General features: G+C 53.2%; 12 protein-coding genes. 4 read left to right on the top strand and 8 right to left on the bottom strand.

The window, feature by feature from the left end; all coding sequences use genetic code 11:
* Positions 1 to 9 precede the first annotated feature (9 nt).
* The 4 genes from PMI41_RS14880 to PMI41_RS14865 form a co-directional block, all read right to left on the bottom strand.
* Positions 10 to 1,620 carry an FAD-dependent oxidoreductase gene (locus tag PMI41_RS14880; RefSeq protein WP_008126176.1) on the bottom strand — a complete coding sequence of 537 codons (1,611 nt, stop codon included), beginning with the start codon at positions 1,618 to 1,620 and terminating at the stop codon, positions 10 to 12.
* A gap of 5 nt (positions 1,621 to 1,625) precedes the next feature.
* On the bottom strand, positions 1,626 to 2,660 hold the full coding sequence (locus PMI41_RS14875; RefSeq protein WP_008126175.1) for a LacI family DNA-binding transcriptional regulator: 1,035 nt from the start codon (positions 2,658 to 2,660) through the stop codon (positions 1,626 to 1,628).
* Between the two features lie 192 nt (positions 2,661 to 2,852).
* Positions 2,853 to 3,698 carry a bifunctional allantoicase/(S)-ureidoglycine aminohydrolase gene (locus PMI41_RS14870; protein ID WP_008126173.1) on the bottom strand — a complete coding sequence of 282 codons (846 nt, stop codon included), beginning with the start codon at positions 3,696 to 3,698 and terminating at the stop codon, positions 2,853 to 2,855.
* Positions 3,699 to 3,809: 111 nt separating this feature from the next.
* Positions 3,810 to 4,289, bottom strand: coding sequence for a cupin domain-containing protein (locus tag PMI41_RS14865; RefSeq protein WP_008126170.1), 480 nt, complete (start codon positions 4,287 to 4,289; stop codon positions 3,810 to 3,812).
* Positions 4,290 to 4,432: 143 nt separating this feature from the next.
* Here PMI41_RS14865 and PMI41_RS14860 point away from each other — a divergent pair, with 143 nt between their 5' ends.
* On the top strand, positions 4,433 to 5,053 hold the full coding sequence (locus PMI41_RS14860; protein WP_157179403.1) for an NAD(P)H-dependent oxidoreductase: 621 nt from the start codon (positions 4,433 to 4,435) through the stop codon (positions 5,051 to 5,053).
* A 58-nt stretch (positions 5,054 to 5,111) separates the two neighbouring features.
* A complete protein-coding gene (locus PMI41_RS14855) occupies positions 5,112 to 6,182 on the top strand; it encodes an LLM class flavin-dependent oxidoreductase (RefSeq protein WP_008126166.1) in 1,071 nt (356 codons plus the stop codon).
* A 38-nt stretch (positions 6,183 to 6,220) separates the two neighbouring features.
* Here PMI41_RS14855 and PMI41_RS14850 read toward each other — a convergent pair whose 3' ends face one another.
* From PMI41_RS14850 to PMI41_RS14835, 4 genes are all read right to left on the bottom strand, one after another.
* On the bottom strand, positions 6,221 to 7,612 hold the full coding sequence (locus tag PMI41_RS14850) for an aldehyde dehydrogenase family protein (protein WP_008126164.1): 1,392 nt from the start codon (positions 7,610 to 7,612) through the stop codon (positions 6,221 to 6,223).
* A 1-nt stretch (position 7,613) separates the two neighbouring features.
* Positions 7,614 to 9,260: an acetolactate synthase large subunit gene (locus tag PMI41_RS14845; protein ID WP_040855264.1), complete on the bottom strand. Its 1,647-nt coding sequence runs from the start codon at positions 9,258 to 9,260 to the stop codon at positions 7,614 to 7,616.
* Between the two features lie 229 nt (positions 9,261 to 9,489).
* Complete coding sequence (gene dgoD, locus PMI41_RS14840) at positions 9,490 to 10,638, bottom strand: galactonate dehydratase (RefSeq protein ID WP_008126161.1); 1,149 nt, start codon at positions 10,636 to 10,638, stop codon at positions 9,490 to 9,492.
* A 23-nt stretch (positions 10,639 to 10,661) separates the two neighbouring features.
* Positions 10,662 to 11,417 (bottom strand): FadR/GntR family transcriptional regulator, encoded by a 756-nt coding sequence (locus PMI41_RS14835; protein WP_008126159.1) that lies wholly within the window; start codon positions 11,415 to 11,417, stop codon positions 10,662 to 10,664.
* A gap of 206 nt (positions 11,418 to 11,623) precedes the next feature.
* Here PMI41_RS14835 and PMI41_RS14830 point away from each other — a divergent pair, with 206 nt between their 5' ends.
* Complete coding sequence (locus tag PMI41_RS14830) at positions 11,624 to 12,607, top strand: arabinose ABC transporter substrate-binding protein (protein ID WP_008126158.1); 984 nt, start codon at positions 11,624 to 11,626, stop codon at positions 12,605 to 12,607.
* Positions 12,608 to 12,686: 79 nt separating this feature from the next.
* Positions 12,687 to 14,192 carry an L-arabinose ABC transporter ATP-binding protein AraG gene (gene araG, locus PMI41_RS14825; protein WP_008126157.1) on the top strand — a complete coding sequence of 502 codons (1,506 nt, stop codon included), beginning with the start codon at positions 12,687 to 12,689 and terminating at the stop codon, positions 14,190 to 14,192.
* Position 14,193 lies beyond the last annotated feature (1 nt).

Below are 14,193 nucleotides of genomic sequence, written 5' to 3'. Positions count from 1 at the left end.
CCTTCTTTTTTAGTAGGCTTGTATATCCGGCCAGCGCATCTCGATCCCCTCCCGGGAAAGTTGCGACTGGAAGTCCGACAGATGATCATCATTCTCCTGAACCTGATGAGGCGTCAGGCTATGGTTGAGGCAATGAGCAGCCAGCATTCCGGCGACCTCGCCTACATTCCACTCGACCGGATGCAGCCGGTAGCAACCATTGGTTATGTGGGTTGTGCCAATGTTCTTGCCTGCAGGCAGGATGTTTTTCATACGTTGGGGCAGAAGCGCGCCCAAGGGTATTTCAAACGGGCATGACGGCACGTCAATGTAGTTATCGCCCCCAGTCGACGGGTGAAGATCAATGCGATACATGCCGACGCCAATGCTGTCGCGATAGTTGACCGCGCCTTTTTCCCCTCGGACTGCGAAAGAAAGATCCTGCTCGACAATGCGCGTAACAGGTTTGATGCGGCGGCTTTCCCGAATATAGGGAGCCATTGCAAGTCCGTGACTGGTTCCGGTAACATCACCGCGCAACCGCAGCCCGCGAAATCCATTACCGCCTTCCGCCCGCGGGGCTTCGGTCTGAAGCCAATAGAATACGGAATAGGAAAGGTCGGCTGCAGCCTTCAGATGACGTGCCTTTTCTGCTTCCGGCACATCAATGACCGACCCCTCCAGATAATCGATCATGGGCCAGTTCACGAGACATATATCTGACTGATAACTTCCCGGAAGAAAGTTTTGCCTCGCCGCTATACGGCGGAATGTCCAGAGATTTTCATCCCCACCACCCTTGCGTTGATCTGCATCAACAAGCAGTGGATCATCATCCGGATTAGGTGTGAAGCTCCGCTCGGTGATCTCCAGCGTACGCGGATGCGGAGCCTTGAATCCGAGCAAAGGTCCACCCCAGAAATGAGGTTGGTATTGCCGCCAGAAATCATAGTTTTCCGGTTTATCTATCGTCTGGTCACCATCTATGTGATCAATGGCAAAGCAGACGGAGATAGCCTGAACATTGTCCGGCTGGGCTTCGCTGGCAGCACTTGGCTCACCGGTATCATTCTGACTCTCAAAGCCGGTGACATATTCGGTGCCGGTCAATGGCAGGACATCACCCAATTCCGTGGCGTCGATGATGTAGCGGGCAGTGACTGTCAGCTCTTCCGCATTGTCCCGATGGCGCAGTGTTACCGAGCGAACCACATCGCCATCAACACTTGCCGCTATTGGCAGGTAAGGCTGCAAAACTGTCAATTTTCCGCTGCCACGATAGGGCAAGAGCATGGCTTCAAGTACGGCAAGACCGACACGCGGTTCGGCGCATAGGCGGCTAACCCACCCGGCACCCGGATTAAGATCGTGCCAGGCACGGCTACCTTCATTGAGAGGATAATGATCACGGTAATATTGACGGATTCCGTCGCGCAATTTCCTATAAGAACGGGTCACGCCAAACTGTTCGACCCAGCTATGCTCATCCGGCGGCACTGCCTGACTGGTAAGCTGTCCGCCTATCCAGTCGAACTCCTCGCTCATGACGACGGTACGCCCCGCGCGCAGCGCTCCTAAAGCTGCAGCGACACCGCCGAGCCCACCGCCTACCACAAGGATATCTGCTTTCAGTTCTTTCATGCTTATCAATTCCGTCTTGATTTTACAGGGCCGAGAGTTTCACCCTCGAGAGGTTCGCACGGTAGAAGGACCTGCCGGACCGGGTCGGAAGTTTCGATCCTGCCGATCAGCATGGCTGTGGCCTGCCGGCCCATTTCTTCTCTGGGAATATTGAAGGACGCGAACTGTATGGTGGTACGTTCGGGGCGAATGTGACTGCCAAGAACCACAAACGACATGTCGGCCGGTATCGACAATCCGCGCTGCCGTGCCACTGTCTCGACCTTGATCGCATCAGCAAGTTCTACAAAAAACACAGCCGTGCTGTCGCTGGCAATCAGCGCCTCCAGAATATCATGCGGCGGCTGACCGGCATGGGGAATATGCAGGACAAGCTCGGCGTCATTCTCAAGCGCATCAGAAAAACCTTTCCAGCGATCGGTCACCGATTCTGCCGGGCCCTTTGGTCCGACATAAGCCAAACGGGAATGACCAAGTGCTCTCGCTTTTCCAACAAGTGTTTTCGTCGCATCCGCATACCCGCCGCCGACATATGGCACCTTACCGCCCGCGTTTTCGCGGCGCCCTACAGCAACAAAAGGATATTCGCCCTGCACAAGTTGTTTGAGTTCAGTGCGATTGAACTGCCTGCCGAGCACAAGGCAACCATCGGCCAAACGCAATCGGTTACCGTCACCGAAGATTTCCCTTTTCTCGCCAATACCGGCGCTGGTCAGCAAAAGCAGATCATAGTTCTGTCGCTGTGCTTCCTCCTCTATACCGAGAAGAAAGGGCGCGAAGAAATCCGCCTGAGCGCTTGGGAAAGCCGGCTCATAGGTGAAAACGCCGAGTATTCGATTGAGACCTTTCGCCATGCGCCGGGCGATGGGATCAGCGACATAACCAGTCTCGCGAATGATCTTGAGTATGCGTTCGCGTGTTTCGCCCGGAATGCGCGTAGCAGCAGCCTGAGCATCGTTCAGCACAAGCGAGACTGTGGCTTGGCTTACACCAGCCAGCTTGGCGATATCGTGCTGCGTCAATCGTCTTGCCGAACTCAATCCATCGCTCCCCAATTTGCTAATACGTATTAGCGCTAATGCGTATTAGCAAACAACTTAAACGGGAGTCAACCGACCTTCGCGATGTTTTGGGTTATCGTAAGTGAGGGGCACAACACCGACCTGCCCCATCGAGGCGGCGACGACTTCTGACTTGCGGCTAACTCAGAACTGTTAGATCAGTGCTGCCAACTAAGCTTTCACGCCGTTGAAAATTGTCCCAAGCTTCATGTGCCTGTTCACGTCCTTGTAGAGCAGATAGCGGAATGGCTCAGGTCCACCAGCGTAACAAGCCTGCGGACAGAAGGCACGCAACCACATGAAATCACCAGCTTCGACCTCAACCCAATCCTGATTGAGGCGATAGACAGCTTTGCCCTGAATAACGTAGAGCCCATGCTCCATGACGTGGGTTTCAGCGAAAGGAATGACGGCTCCGGGTTTTAGCGTAACAATGGTGACATGCATGTCGTGACGCATGTCTGCAGGGTCGACAAAACGCGTTGTTGCCCATCCACCATCAGTATCAGGCATGACAGTCGGAGCGATATCGTTCTCGTTGAGGATCAGTGGTGGCGGAGTTTCAATTCCTTCTACCGCCTCATAGGCTTTACGTATCCAGTGAAAACGAACGTGAGCGTCTGTTGCATTCAAAACCTTCCAGTCAGTAGCGGGCGGAATGAACGCATAGCCACCAGGCTGCAAGATATGGGCCTGACCTGCAATCGTCAGTCGCAACTCGCCCTCTACGACAAAAAGCACTCCCTCAGCCTTTGGGTCGAGCTCGGGACGAGTGCTTCCGCCTCCGGGTGCAACCTCCATAATATACTGCGAAAAAGTCTCGGCGAATCCTGAAAGAGGCCGGGCAATGATCCAGCAACGTGTCTTCTCCCAGAACGGCAGAGGACTCGTTACGATGTCCTGCATGACCCCTTTCGGAATCACTGCATAGGCGGTGGTGAATACAGCACGACCCGTAAGAAGCTGACTTTGCGCAGGATGTCCGCCTTGCGGTGCATAATATGGATTTTTGGACATGGCGGACTCCTCAGCTGGGTAGAATATTTCGTCGGTCCAATCTTGCTACTGGACTTCATATGTCAAGCGGCGCGAACCATGGAATTTAAGGGCAAGGCAGACCGGGGCAGATTATGGATGCTTGTGTATAGGGTCCACCCAATAGACCTCTTCCGGCGTTTCGACAGGATCGATGTCTGTTATGTTCACCACAACAGCTTCATTGTCAGACCTGACCAGTACGCATTCCAACGGTTGCAGCGGATCCGCATTGATTTCCTGATGGGGTACAAATGGCGGAACGTAGATAAAGTCGCCGGGCTCTGCTTCCGCGACATATTCAAGATTCTCGCCCCAGCGCATGCGCGCTTTGCCACGCACGACAAAAATGACACTTTCCAGTTCTCCATGATGATGGACGCCGGTTTTTGCATTCGGGGCAATTGTAACAGTACCTGCCCAGATTTTCTGAGCACCGACGCGGGCATGGTTGATTGCAGCCTGACGAAACATGCCAGGTGTTTGTGGAGTATTGGAATCCAGCCTGTCACCCTTGATTACCCGAACACCATCCTCTTTCCATCGGTGTGAATGCTCATGATCGTGTGACATTTTCTTCTCCCTTTATAACCTGCAACCTTTCGGCAAAGCATAGGCTCGGCATGTATCCGAAGCCAGACCAGCTTGATTAAAGTTTGCATGTCTCTTTACACTACCGAACAAGTCGACTTACAGTGACTCATGACGTTTCGAGCATGCTCAACACACAAATCAGTCGGTTTCCAACCTGCGGAGGACGTGAGATGTCAGGGAATCATTTGATAGTAGGGCTTTCAACACGCCCGCAAATCGGGTCAAAGACCAGCGCGGTCATCCAGAATCTCATCCATTCGGTCGAGGATTCATTCAGTCTGAATTCCGATTGCTTTGAGTTATCCGAGTTAAGCAGCAGCCTGAGAGCTGCTTCTTTCAGAACAGAACTTGGCGGCCTCGCCAAAGATGCACTTGATAAAATCGAGCGGTCTGACCTGCTGATCGTCGGGTTATCTGTTAAAACGCCCACCGGCTATCCGGCCTTACTGCGTTATCTGTTTGAGATGGCGGATCCGGCAGCACTTCGCGGCAAGCCCACGCTTCTGGTAGAGACACATAGCAACAACCCAACTCAACAATGCACCGAGTTGGAGATAGACATGCTTATGCAGTCTTTCGGACTGAACGTTGTATCAAATATCCGCATCTCGTCGAGTGAGTTGCTGCGTGATGTCATTCCTGACGTTGGAAGAACGCAGGAGATGATCGCCACCCTTTACCGGTCAGGTCTCAATCCGGTCAGTGCGGCGCCAGACAATATCAAACAGTTGCATATCCATTGAGCTTGAATCTGGCAGGGTTAGAGCTGCCAGCGCCATACATCGAAGGGCATCCTATAGAATGAGCAGCAATTCCGAGTTTCTTTGGTATATTCCCAATGATGTGAAAGCCGGCCACAGGGGCGACCCTACTGCGGAAAACCACAACAGCCTGGAAACACTGACCGCTCACGCGAAGGCACTGGAAGATCACGGCTGGAAAGGAGCGCTCGTCGGCACTGGCTGGGGCCGACCCGATACATTCACGGTTGCCACCGCGCTCACTGCCCGCACAACGACATTCGAGCCCCTTATCGCAATTCGGCCAGGTTATTGGCGCCCGGCAAATTTTGCATCTGCTGCTGCCACGCTGGATCAGCTTTCCGGTGGCCGGGTCCGGGTGAACATCGTTTCGGGTCTGGACAACCTTGCCGCATATGGTGACAGCGAAGGGGATCAGGCTCACCGCTATGGCCGCACCAAGGAATTCATGCGGCTGGTACGCAGGCTTTGGACCGAAGAGAACGTGACATACAATGGCGAGCATTTCAGTGTCGCCGAATCCACGACTGCACCGCGCATCGAAGCACGTGGAGACAGGCGGCATCCCAAGCTCTATTTTGGAGGCGCATCAGAGGCGGCCGAACGAGTGTCTGCCACAGAGGCTGATGTCCAGCTTTTCTGGGGCGAACCACTTGATGGCGTCCGCGAACGGATTGCGCGCCTAAAGGCTCTGAGTAAAGAACTGGACCGCGATCTTCCGCCACTGGAGTTCGGGTTGCGAATCACCACTCTCGTTCGCGATACGACAGATCAGGCTTGGGCGGATGCCGAAGCCAAGGTTGCCGAAATGGCCAAGAACAAAGCCGCAGGTTGGCAGGACCATCGACAGTCAATTGCCGTTGGCCAGAAACGGTTGACTGATCTGCATGCGAAAGGCGAAATTCTTGACGATAATCTGTATACGGCGCCTGGAAAATATGGTGGTGGAGGCGCGGGCACGACGTGGCTGGTAGGCTCTGCTGCCGATGTCGCAAGCTCACTGCTGAAATATCAGGAACTGGGCATCACCCATTTTGTCCTTTCCGATACACCATACCTGTCCGAGATAAAGCGGCAGGGTAATCAGCTCCTACCGCTACTGGTTCGCTAAACGCAAGCAGCAAGTACTTTCAACAGGCGTGCTGCAAATCAGCTCACCTGATTGAATACCACCATTTTATCATCCGCCATCTCTTCCATTGTCCATGGAATACCACCAATGCCATACCCCGATTGGCGACGGCCGGTGAAAGGCATCCAGTCAGTGCGGAAAGCAGTGTGGTCGTTGATCAAAACGGCTGATGCATCGAGGTGCCGGGCAGCCTTTAACGCTACCGAGATATCGGATGCAAAGACGCTGGCCTGAAAAGCGAAAGGCAGAGAGTTGGCGATACCTATCGCCTTATCAAGATCACTATAGCTATAGATACAGGTCAATGGTCCGAATACTTCGAGTTTGGACACTTTTGCATCGGACGCAGGATTGAGCAGAATTGATGGAAGCAAGGTCGTTTCAGACAAGCGACCGCCGCCAATCTCCGCAGCGCCGCCATCAGTTGCTTCCTTGATCCACGTAGACACGCGATCAGCTTCCTTGGGTAAAATCAACGGGCCAACTTCTGTGTCCTTCAGTATGGGATCACCGACACGCAGAGCAGCAACTTTTTCAGCAAACGCCTCTGTGAATGCAGACAATACTTCCTCATGCACAAAAAGACGCTGGGATGAAACGCAAACCTGACCCGCGTGATAATAGCCGCCTTTGACAATTGTGCCTGTGATCTTTTCGATATCAGCACTACGGTCAACAATAACCGGAGCAGCACCACCATGTTCCAGTGCACATCGTGTTCCCGGCGGAAGCTTGCCTTTCAAATACCAGCCAACCTTTGCCGAACCGATGAAGCTCAGGAACGCGATGCGCGGGTCTGTCGCCAACAGCTCTGCCAGCACATTGTCCTCGGTGATGAGAGTCTGGCACCAACGTTCATCCAGTCCGGCCTCATGGAACAATTTGACCAACTCAATGCATGAAATCGGCGTTGTCGAGGCCGGTTTTATGATGACTGGGCAACCAACCGCAATAGCTGGCGCGATCTGGTGAACGATAAGATTTAGCGGGTGGTTGAACGCTGATATTGCCGCAACGACACCAATCGGCTCTTTGGTGGTGAAAGCCCATCTGTTTCCACTTGCGGCGGTAAGACCCATCGGGATTTCCTTGCCGCCAAAATTGCGCAATTCATCTGCCGCATTAAGCAGACCATCGATTGCCCGCGTGACTTCAATAATGGCATCGGGCAGTGGCTTGCCGCCTTCACGGGCGATCATTAAAGCAAAGCGATCACGATTGGTTTCCAGCAAAGCTGATGTTTTGCGCAGAATGGCCATTCGTTCATGGGTCGGCAACCAACCGGCCTTATCCGCAAATGCTGCAGCCGCCAAATGCAACTTCCGTTCAAGAGCATTCTGATCGTCAGCCGCAAGCTCCTGAATGAGCGCGCGATCAAATGCCTGATAAACCTTCATGGCCGCTGTCATTTCAGGCCTCCAATATTGCTGGCAGTCGTTCACGCAATTCCTTCACAAGTACACGCTCATTTTCCGAATAGTCGATTGGTACATTGACGAGATGGACGCCGCCATCTGCAAAGGCCGTTGCAATGGCTTGCTTGAACTGTCCGATTTCAGTGACGCGTGTTCCTTTGGCGCCGTAGGATTCAGCGTATTTCACAAAATCGGGATTACCAAAAGTCATGCCGAAATCGGGGAATTCATCTACCGCCTGTTTCCAGCGTATCATCCCATATGCGCCGTCCTCGATGATAAGCACAACCAGGTTCAATTTCATGCGTACCGCTGTTTCAAGCTCCTGACTGTTCATCATGAAGCCGCCATCGCCGCAAACCGCCATGACACGGCGCTCCGGGTAGAGCATTGCTGCTGTCATGGCTGAGGGTAGACCGGCCCCCATCGTCGCCAACGCATTGTCGAGAAGCAGCGTGTTGGCCATTCTGGTGCGATAATTTCTGGCAAACCAGATTTTGTACATCCCGTTGTCCAGCGCAAGAATGCCGTCATGCGGCATCACTTCCCTTATGTCATGGACCAGACGCTGAGGCGTAAAGCGGTCTTCGGTTGCACGTGCCGCAATTCTGCTGAGGATACCTTCGCGCAAGTGAAGCAATGCCTGAGCATTCGGCAGCTTTCCTTCGATACGATCTGCCAGTTCCTTGAGTGATGGACCAATATCGCCGATGACTTCCGATTGAGGGAAATAGACCTGCTCTACCGTCGCGGGCAAATAGCCAACGTGAACAACCTTTGGGCCACCTTTGCCCATGATGAAGGGAGGCTTTTCAATCGTATCATGACCTATGGTGATGATCAGATCGGCCTGTTCGATCGCCTCATGAACATAGTCCCGTTCTGAAAGTGCCGCGGTTCCCATATAGAGTTCGGTTCCGCCCGGAACGGTCCCCTTCCCCATCTGGGTCGTGAAGAAAGGAATTTGGGTTCGAACCACAAACTGCGCAATGTCGGAAGTCGACCGGGGACGTGATGCAGCAGCGCCAAACATCAATAATGGTCGTTTCGCTGCGATGATCAGCGATGCCGCGCGATCCAGCGCGATGTCGCCAGCGGTTGGCAACTCTACAGGATGCGGCGCAATCAGCGGAACAGACTCGCACTCTTCCGCGGCAATATCTTCAGGAAGCTCCAGGTGTACCGGGCCGGGCCGCTCTTCCTGTGCGATCCTGAATGCCTCTCTCACTGTGGTCGGAATTGTCTGGGGCGACACAATCTGCCGTGATAGCTTGGTCAAGGGTTTCATCGACGCCACCACATCAACCACCTGAAAACGCGCCTGTCTGGAAGACAATATCCCCTTTTGTCCGGTGATCATGATCATGGGCATCGCGCCCAACAATGCATAGGCCGCACCTGTTGAAAGGTTCAATGCACCCGGTCCAAGCGTGGTCAGGCACACACCGGGCTTACCTGTGAGACGACCATAGGTGGCGGCCATGAAGGCAGCTGCCTGTTCGTGCCTTGTCAGGACAAGCTGGATGGAAGACTTCCGTATCGACTCGACAACATCCAGATTTTCTTCGCCCGGAATGCCGAAAATTCGATCAACGCCTTCATTTTCAAGCGCTGCTACAAGTAGATCGGAACCTTTTGTCATTGGATTTATGCCCATACTGGTTAATGGTAGATCTGTGGAGGGAGCCCGCAAGAGTCGGGCTGTCCACCCAAGATAGGCCGATTTCCCCGGCTGTCCATCCAAACGATCCATCAACCAATAGTGATCTTGAGCATCGCGCATGTTCCAATTGCACGATTACCATGTGTCACTGCGGCATATGAGAACTGCTGCTCACCTCCGGCGACAGGAGGCTGATCTGCGAGCCGTATCACCACTCGGCAAAGCTGCCATCCTCGTGACGCCAGATCGGGTTGCGCCAGCGATGACCTTCCTTGGCACGCTCAGCAACATGGGCTTCATCCACTTCCACGCCCAGTCCGGGTCCTTGGGGAATGCTGACAAAGCCGTTATCATATTGGAAGACATCCTTGTTGCTGATGTAATCCAGAATATCATTGGCCTTGTTGTAATGGATTCCGAGGCTTTGCTCCTGGATGAAGGCATTGTAGCTAACGGCATCAATCTGCAGACAGGCCGCAAGCGCAATAGGACCAAGCGGACAGTGGGGAGCCAATGCCACATCATAGGCTTCAGCCATGGCTGCTATCTTACGGCATTCGGTAATGCCGCCTGCGTGAGACAGGTCCGGTTGGATGATATCAACATAACCTTCGGCAAGTATGCGCTTGAAATCCCAGCGGGAATAGAGACGCTCCCCCAGCGCAATAGGTGTTGAGCAGTGATTGGCGATTTCCTTGAGGGCTTCATAATTCTCGGAAAGAACCGGCTCTTCTATAAACATGAGTTTATACTGATCCAGTTCCTTGGCGAGAACTTTTGCCATTGGCCGGTGGACACGACCATGAAAATCGACACCAATACCGATATGCGGCCCGATGGCTTCCCGAATGGTGGCGATGGTTGCGACCGCCTTGTCAACTTTTTCCCAACTGTCGACGATCTGCATTTCCTCACAGCCATTAAGCTTGATGGCCTTGAAGCCGCGCGCAACCATCTCCGTAGCATTGCGCGCAACATCGGATGGGCGATCCCCGCCAACCCATGAATAGACTTTGATCTTGTCACGGCACTGGCCGCCCAAAAGAGAATGCACAGGCTGTCCAAGAGCTTTGCCCTTGATATCCCAAAGTGCCTGATCAATGCCGGCAAGTGCACTCATGTGAACAGCACCGCCGCGATAAAAACCGCCGCGATACAGGACATTCCAATGATCTTCGATCAGGAACGGATCTTTTCCGATAAGATAATCCGCCAATTCATGAACGGCGGCCTCCGTGGTCAATGCGCGCCCTTCCACAACAGGCTCGCCCCAGCCAACAACCCCTTCATCGGTTTCTATCTTTAAAAACAGCCAACGGGGCGGCACGATATATGTCGTAAACTTGGTAATCTTCATATGCCTGTACTTTCAGTATTCAATTATACCTGACGCGCCCTGCTTTCCTGCAGGGCAGATGACAAATCCCGGGCTGCAAGATCCAGCAAGCGGCCAGAGCACGCGCGTGCTGCTAACCGGTCACGCATCCGCAATGCTTCAACAAGCTGACCATGGGCAGCAATAGCTTCATCGCGGGTTTCTACCGCCTCGTTGGATGCCTGGAGGGAATATTTGAGCGCCGCATGGATAATACCGGAGAGCTGGCGGAACACCTGATTGTGGCTGGCTTTGAGAAGTGTAACGTGGAAGGCGACATCCGCATCGGTAAACCTTTGAATGTCGCCCTCGCTGTCACGCATTCCCTGCCATGCTTTTTCAAGATCGGCTATCTCTTGAGCCGTTGCCCTTTCGGCGGCCAGCTCCGCAGCAACCGGCTCAACGGTGCGGCGTGCTTCGAGGATACATCCCAGAAGATCGAAACTGGCAATATGCGGCCCCATCCATTCCAACACTTGCTGGTCTAGAATATTCCAATCGTCCTTGTCGCAAACAGTGGTGCCGACGCGGGGCTTGCCACGCACCAACCCCTTCGACTCAAGAGTTTTCAAGGATTCCCGTATAACAGTGCGGCTGACACCATATTCTGCGCACAGATCGTTCTCGCGCGGGAGAATCGTTCCCGAAGGGTAACGGTCAGCACAAATTTCCATTGCAATAGCAGCCGTCACATTTTTCTGAACGCGAGGTCGCCGCACGGTGCCGTCAGCACCAGTCTCTCTGAGAATTGTTGGCTCCACCCTGCCCTCCGATCCGGCACAGCACCCGCTGTAAATGCCGCAAGCTTGTAAGAATCTCCACCATTGCTGGCGGCAACCTGTCCTACCATTCCAGCAGCTATCTCACTACTATCTCAATCATCATACATTGGCAATTGACTAGTATGATGATTTAACTTAACCATTGTCGTGCTGCAGGGAGCAGCCAATATTTTTGGGAGAGAGATATGCGCTTTTTGAGAGCAGCCGTATTAGCTGGCACAGTTGCCGTTATGGCAGCAGGCAGTGCTTTCGCCGCGGACGTAAAAATAGGTTTCATCGTCAAACAACCTGAGGAACCATGGTTTCAGGACGAATGGAAATTTGCAGATGTGGCTGCGAAGGAAAAAGGGTTCACACTCGTCAAGATCGGCGCGGAAGACGGAGAAAAGGTTCAGTCCGCTATCGACAATCTTGGCGCCCAGGGAGCCCAGGGTTTCATTATCTGTACTCCTGACGTGAAGCTTGGGCCGGGCATCGTTGCAAAAGCAACGGCTAACGAGCTCAAGATGATGACCGTGGATGACCGGCTCGTTGGCGCTGATGGTGAGCCACTTGCCGATGTGCCACATATGGGTATTTCCGCGACCAAGATCGGCGAGGCGGTCGGCCAGGCAATGGTGGACGAAATCAAGAAGCGTGGCTGGGACATCAACAGCGTAGGTGCAATCCGGGTATCGTATGATCAACTGCCAACCGCAGTGGACCGGGTCGAGGGTGCGCTCTCTGTTCTCAAGGCTGCCGGTTTCCCGCAAGCCAATATTTTCGATGCTCCGCAGGCCAAGACCGACACTGAAGCAGCGCTCAACGCAGCAACTGTCGTTCTTAACAAGAATGCCGGTATCAAGCACTGGGTTGCTGTTGGCTTGAATGATGAATCAGTATTAGGGGCCGTTCGGGCAACCGAAAGTGTCGGCATTCCAGCCGATGGGGTTATCGGAATTGGAATCGGTGGAGCAGAATCTGCAATCAACGAGTTCAAGAAGCCAACTCCGACAGGTTTCTTTGGCACGGTTATCATCTCGCCAAAACGTCATGGTTATGAAACCGCCCTCAACATGTTTGAGTGGATTGCGAATGACAAAGAACCGGAAAAACTGACCCTGACAGCTGGCCAGCTTGCTTTGCGCGGTAATTATGCCGAAGTGCGCAAGGAACTCGGGATCGAGTAAAGCTCAACATCAAGCGACAGGCTGATCGGCCTGTCGCCTTGCTCTTGTCAGCACGCATGACTTGAAAGGTTGGCCGATCATGGCATCTTTCCTTGAATTCAAAAACATCAGCAAAGGATATCCGGGCGTACAGGCACTGTCGGATATTTCATTCGCTGTCGAAAAAGGTGCTGTGCACGGCCTTATGGGCGAAAACGGCGCAGGCAAATCTACACTGATCCGCATACTTTCCGGCGATCAATCGGCGGATAGTGGCGAGATATGGATTGATGGGTCTTTGCAAGGCTATACATCTGCCCGCGATGCTTTCAATGCAGGTGTCATCGTCATCCATCAGGAATTGCAGCTCGTTGCCGAATTGACCGTAGCTGAAAATCTTTGGCTTGGCAGATTTCCGGCCCGCGCAGGCATGATTGATTTCAAAAAGCTTGTCTTTGAGGTTTCCGAAAAGCTCCAAGCTATTGGTATCGAGGTCGATCCCAATATAAAAGTTGCAAACCTTTCAATTGGCCAACGGCAGATGGTCGAAATAGCCAAAGCGGTAATGCTGGACGCACGCATTATCGCTCTGGACGAACCAACTTCATCGCTTTCTTCACGGGAAAGCGAAATCCTGTTCTCGCTGATCGACCGCCTGAAGGCACAAGGCAAAATCATTCTTTACATCTCGCACAGGCTGGATGAGGTATTTCGCCTTTGCGACAGTCTGACTGTTTTGCGAGATGGCAAACTTGCTGCGCATCATAGCAGTCTTGAAGGCGTGACACGTGACCGCGTCATTACAGAAATGGTTGGCCGCGAGATCAGCAATATCTGGGGATGGCGTTCCCGCCAGATCGGACAGACCCGATTGAAGGTTGATCAGCTCAGCGGGCGAATACTACCTCAGCCAATCAGTTTCGACGTTAAATCCGGAGAGATTCTCGGTTTCTTCGGTCTCATAGGAGCAGGTCGCTCGGAAATGACCCGGCTGCTTTATGGTGCAGACAATCGCCGCTCAGGCACTGTTTCAGTGGATGGTGTAATTGTCCCGCCCAACGATCCGAGGCACTCCATTGAAGCAGGTATCGTGCTTTGTCCGGAAGACCGCAAATTCGATGGAATTATCCAAGGACGTTCCATTGAGGAGAACATCGCTGTTTCCTCCCGCCGTCACTTTTCCCCGTTTGGAATACTTCGCCTGAGCCAGGAAGCAAAGCTAGCTGATACATTTATCCAGAAGCTGCGCATACGCACGCCGTCGCGAAAACAGGATATAATCAACCTTTCTGGGGGAAATCAGCAAAAGGTTATCCTTGGTCGATGGTTGTCCGAGCAGGGCGTTAAAGTGCTGGTCATAGACGAGCCAACGCGGGGCATCGATGTCGGAGCCAAGGCGGAAATTTACAATATTCTCTATGAACTCGCTGAAAGCGGCATTGCGATAATCGTCATCTCTAGTGAACTACCTGAGGTGATGGGTATCAGCGACAGGATAGCGGTGATGTGCAACGGGCGCATCGCTGCACAATATGAGCGCGAAATGTTCGACGACCGGAAAATCCTCGCCGCAGCACTGCCTGACAAGACAGTTGCCGTCGCCTGAC

It is taken from the genome of Phyllobacterium sp. YR531 (assembly GCF_000282595.1).
Taxonomy (GTDB): domain Bacteria; phylum Pseudomonadota; class Alphaproteobacteria; order Rhizobiales; family Rhizobiaceae; genus Phyllobacterium.
Note: the sequence above shows the minus strand (reverse complement) of the source record. Positions and strands in the feature narration are given on the sequence as shown.

Coding starts and splice junctions, on each gene's coding strand:
- PMI41_RS14845 (WP_040855264.1), bottom strand. CDS start 9,260: ATGACAAAAGGTTCCGATCTACTTGTAGCAGCGCTTGAAAATGAAGGC.
- PMI41_RS14830 (WP_008126158.1), top strand. CDS start 11,624: ATGCGCTTTTTGAGAGCAGCCGTATTAGCTGGCACAGTTGCCGTTATG.
- PMI41_RS14865 (WP_008126170.1), bottom strand. CDS start 4,289: ATGTCACACGATCATGAGCATTCACACCGATGGAAAGAGGATGGTGTT.
- PMI41_RS14850 (WP_008126164.1), bottom strand. CDS start 7,612: ATGACAGCGGCCATGAAGGTTTATCAGGCATTTGATCGCGCGCTCATT.
- PMI41_RS14870 (WP_008126173.1), bottom strand. CDS start 3,698: ATGTCCAAAAATCCATATTATGCACCGCAAGGCGGACATCCTGCGCAA.
- PMI41_RS14855 (WP_008126166.1), top strand. CDS start 5,112: ATGAGCAGCAATTCCGAGTTTCTTTGGTATATTCCCAATGATGTGAAA.
- PMI41_RS14860 (WP_157179403.1), top strand. CDS start 4,433: ATGCTCAACACACAAATCAGTCGGTTTCCAACCTGCGGAGGACGTGAG.
- PMI41_RS14880 (WP_008126176.1), bottom strand. CDS start 1,620: ATGAAAGAACTGAAAGCAGATATCCTTGTGGTAGGCGGTGGGCTCGGC.
- araG (WP_008126157.1), top strand. CDS start 12,687: ATGGCATCTTTCCTTGAATTCAAAAACATCAGCAAAGGATATCCGGGC.
- dgoD (WP_008126161.1), bottom strand. CDS start 10,638: ATGAAGATTACCAAGTTTACGACATATATCGTGCCGCCCCGTTGGCTG.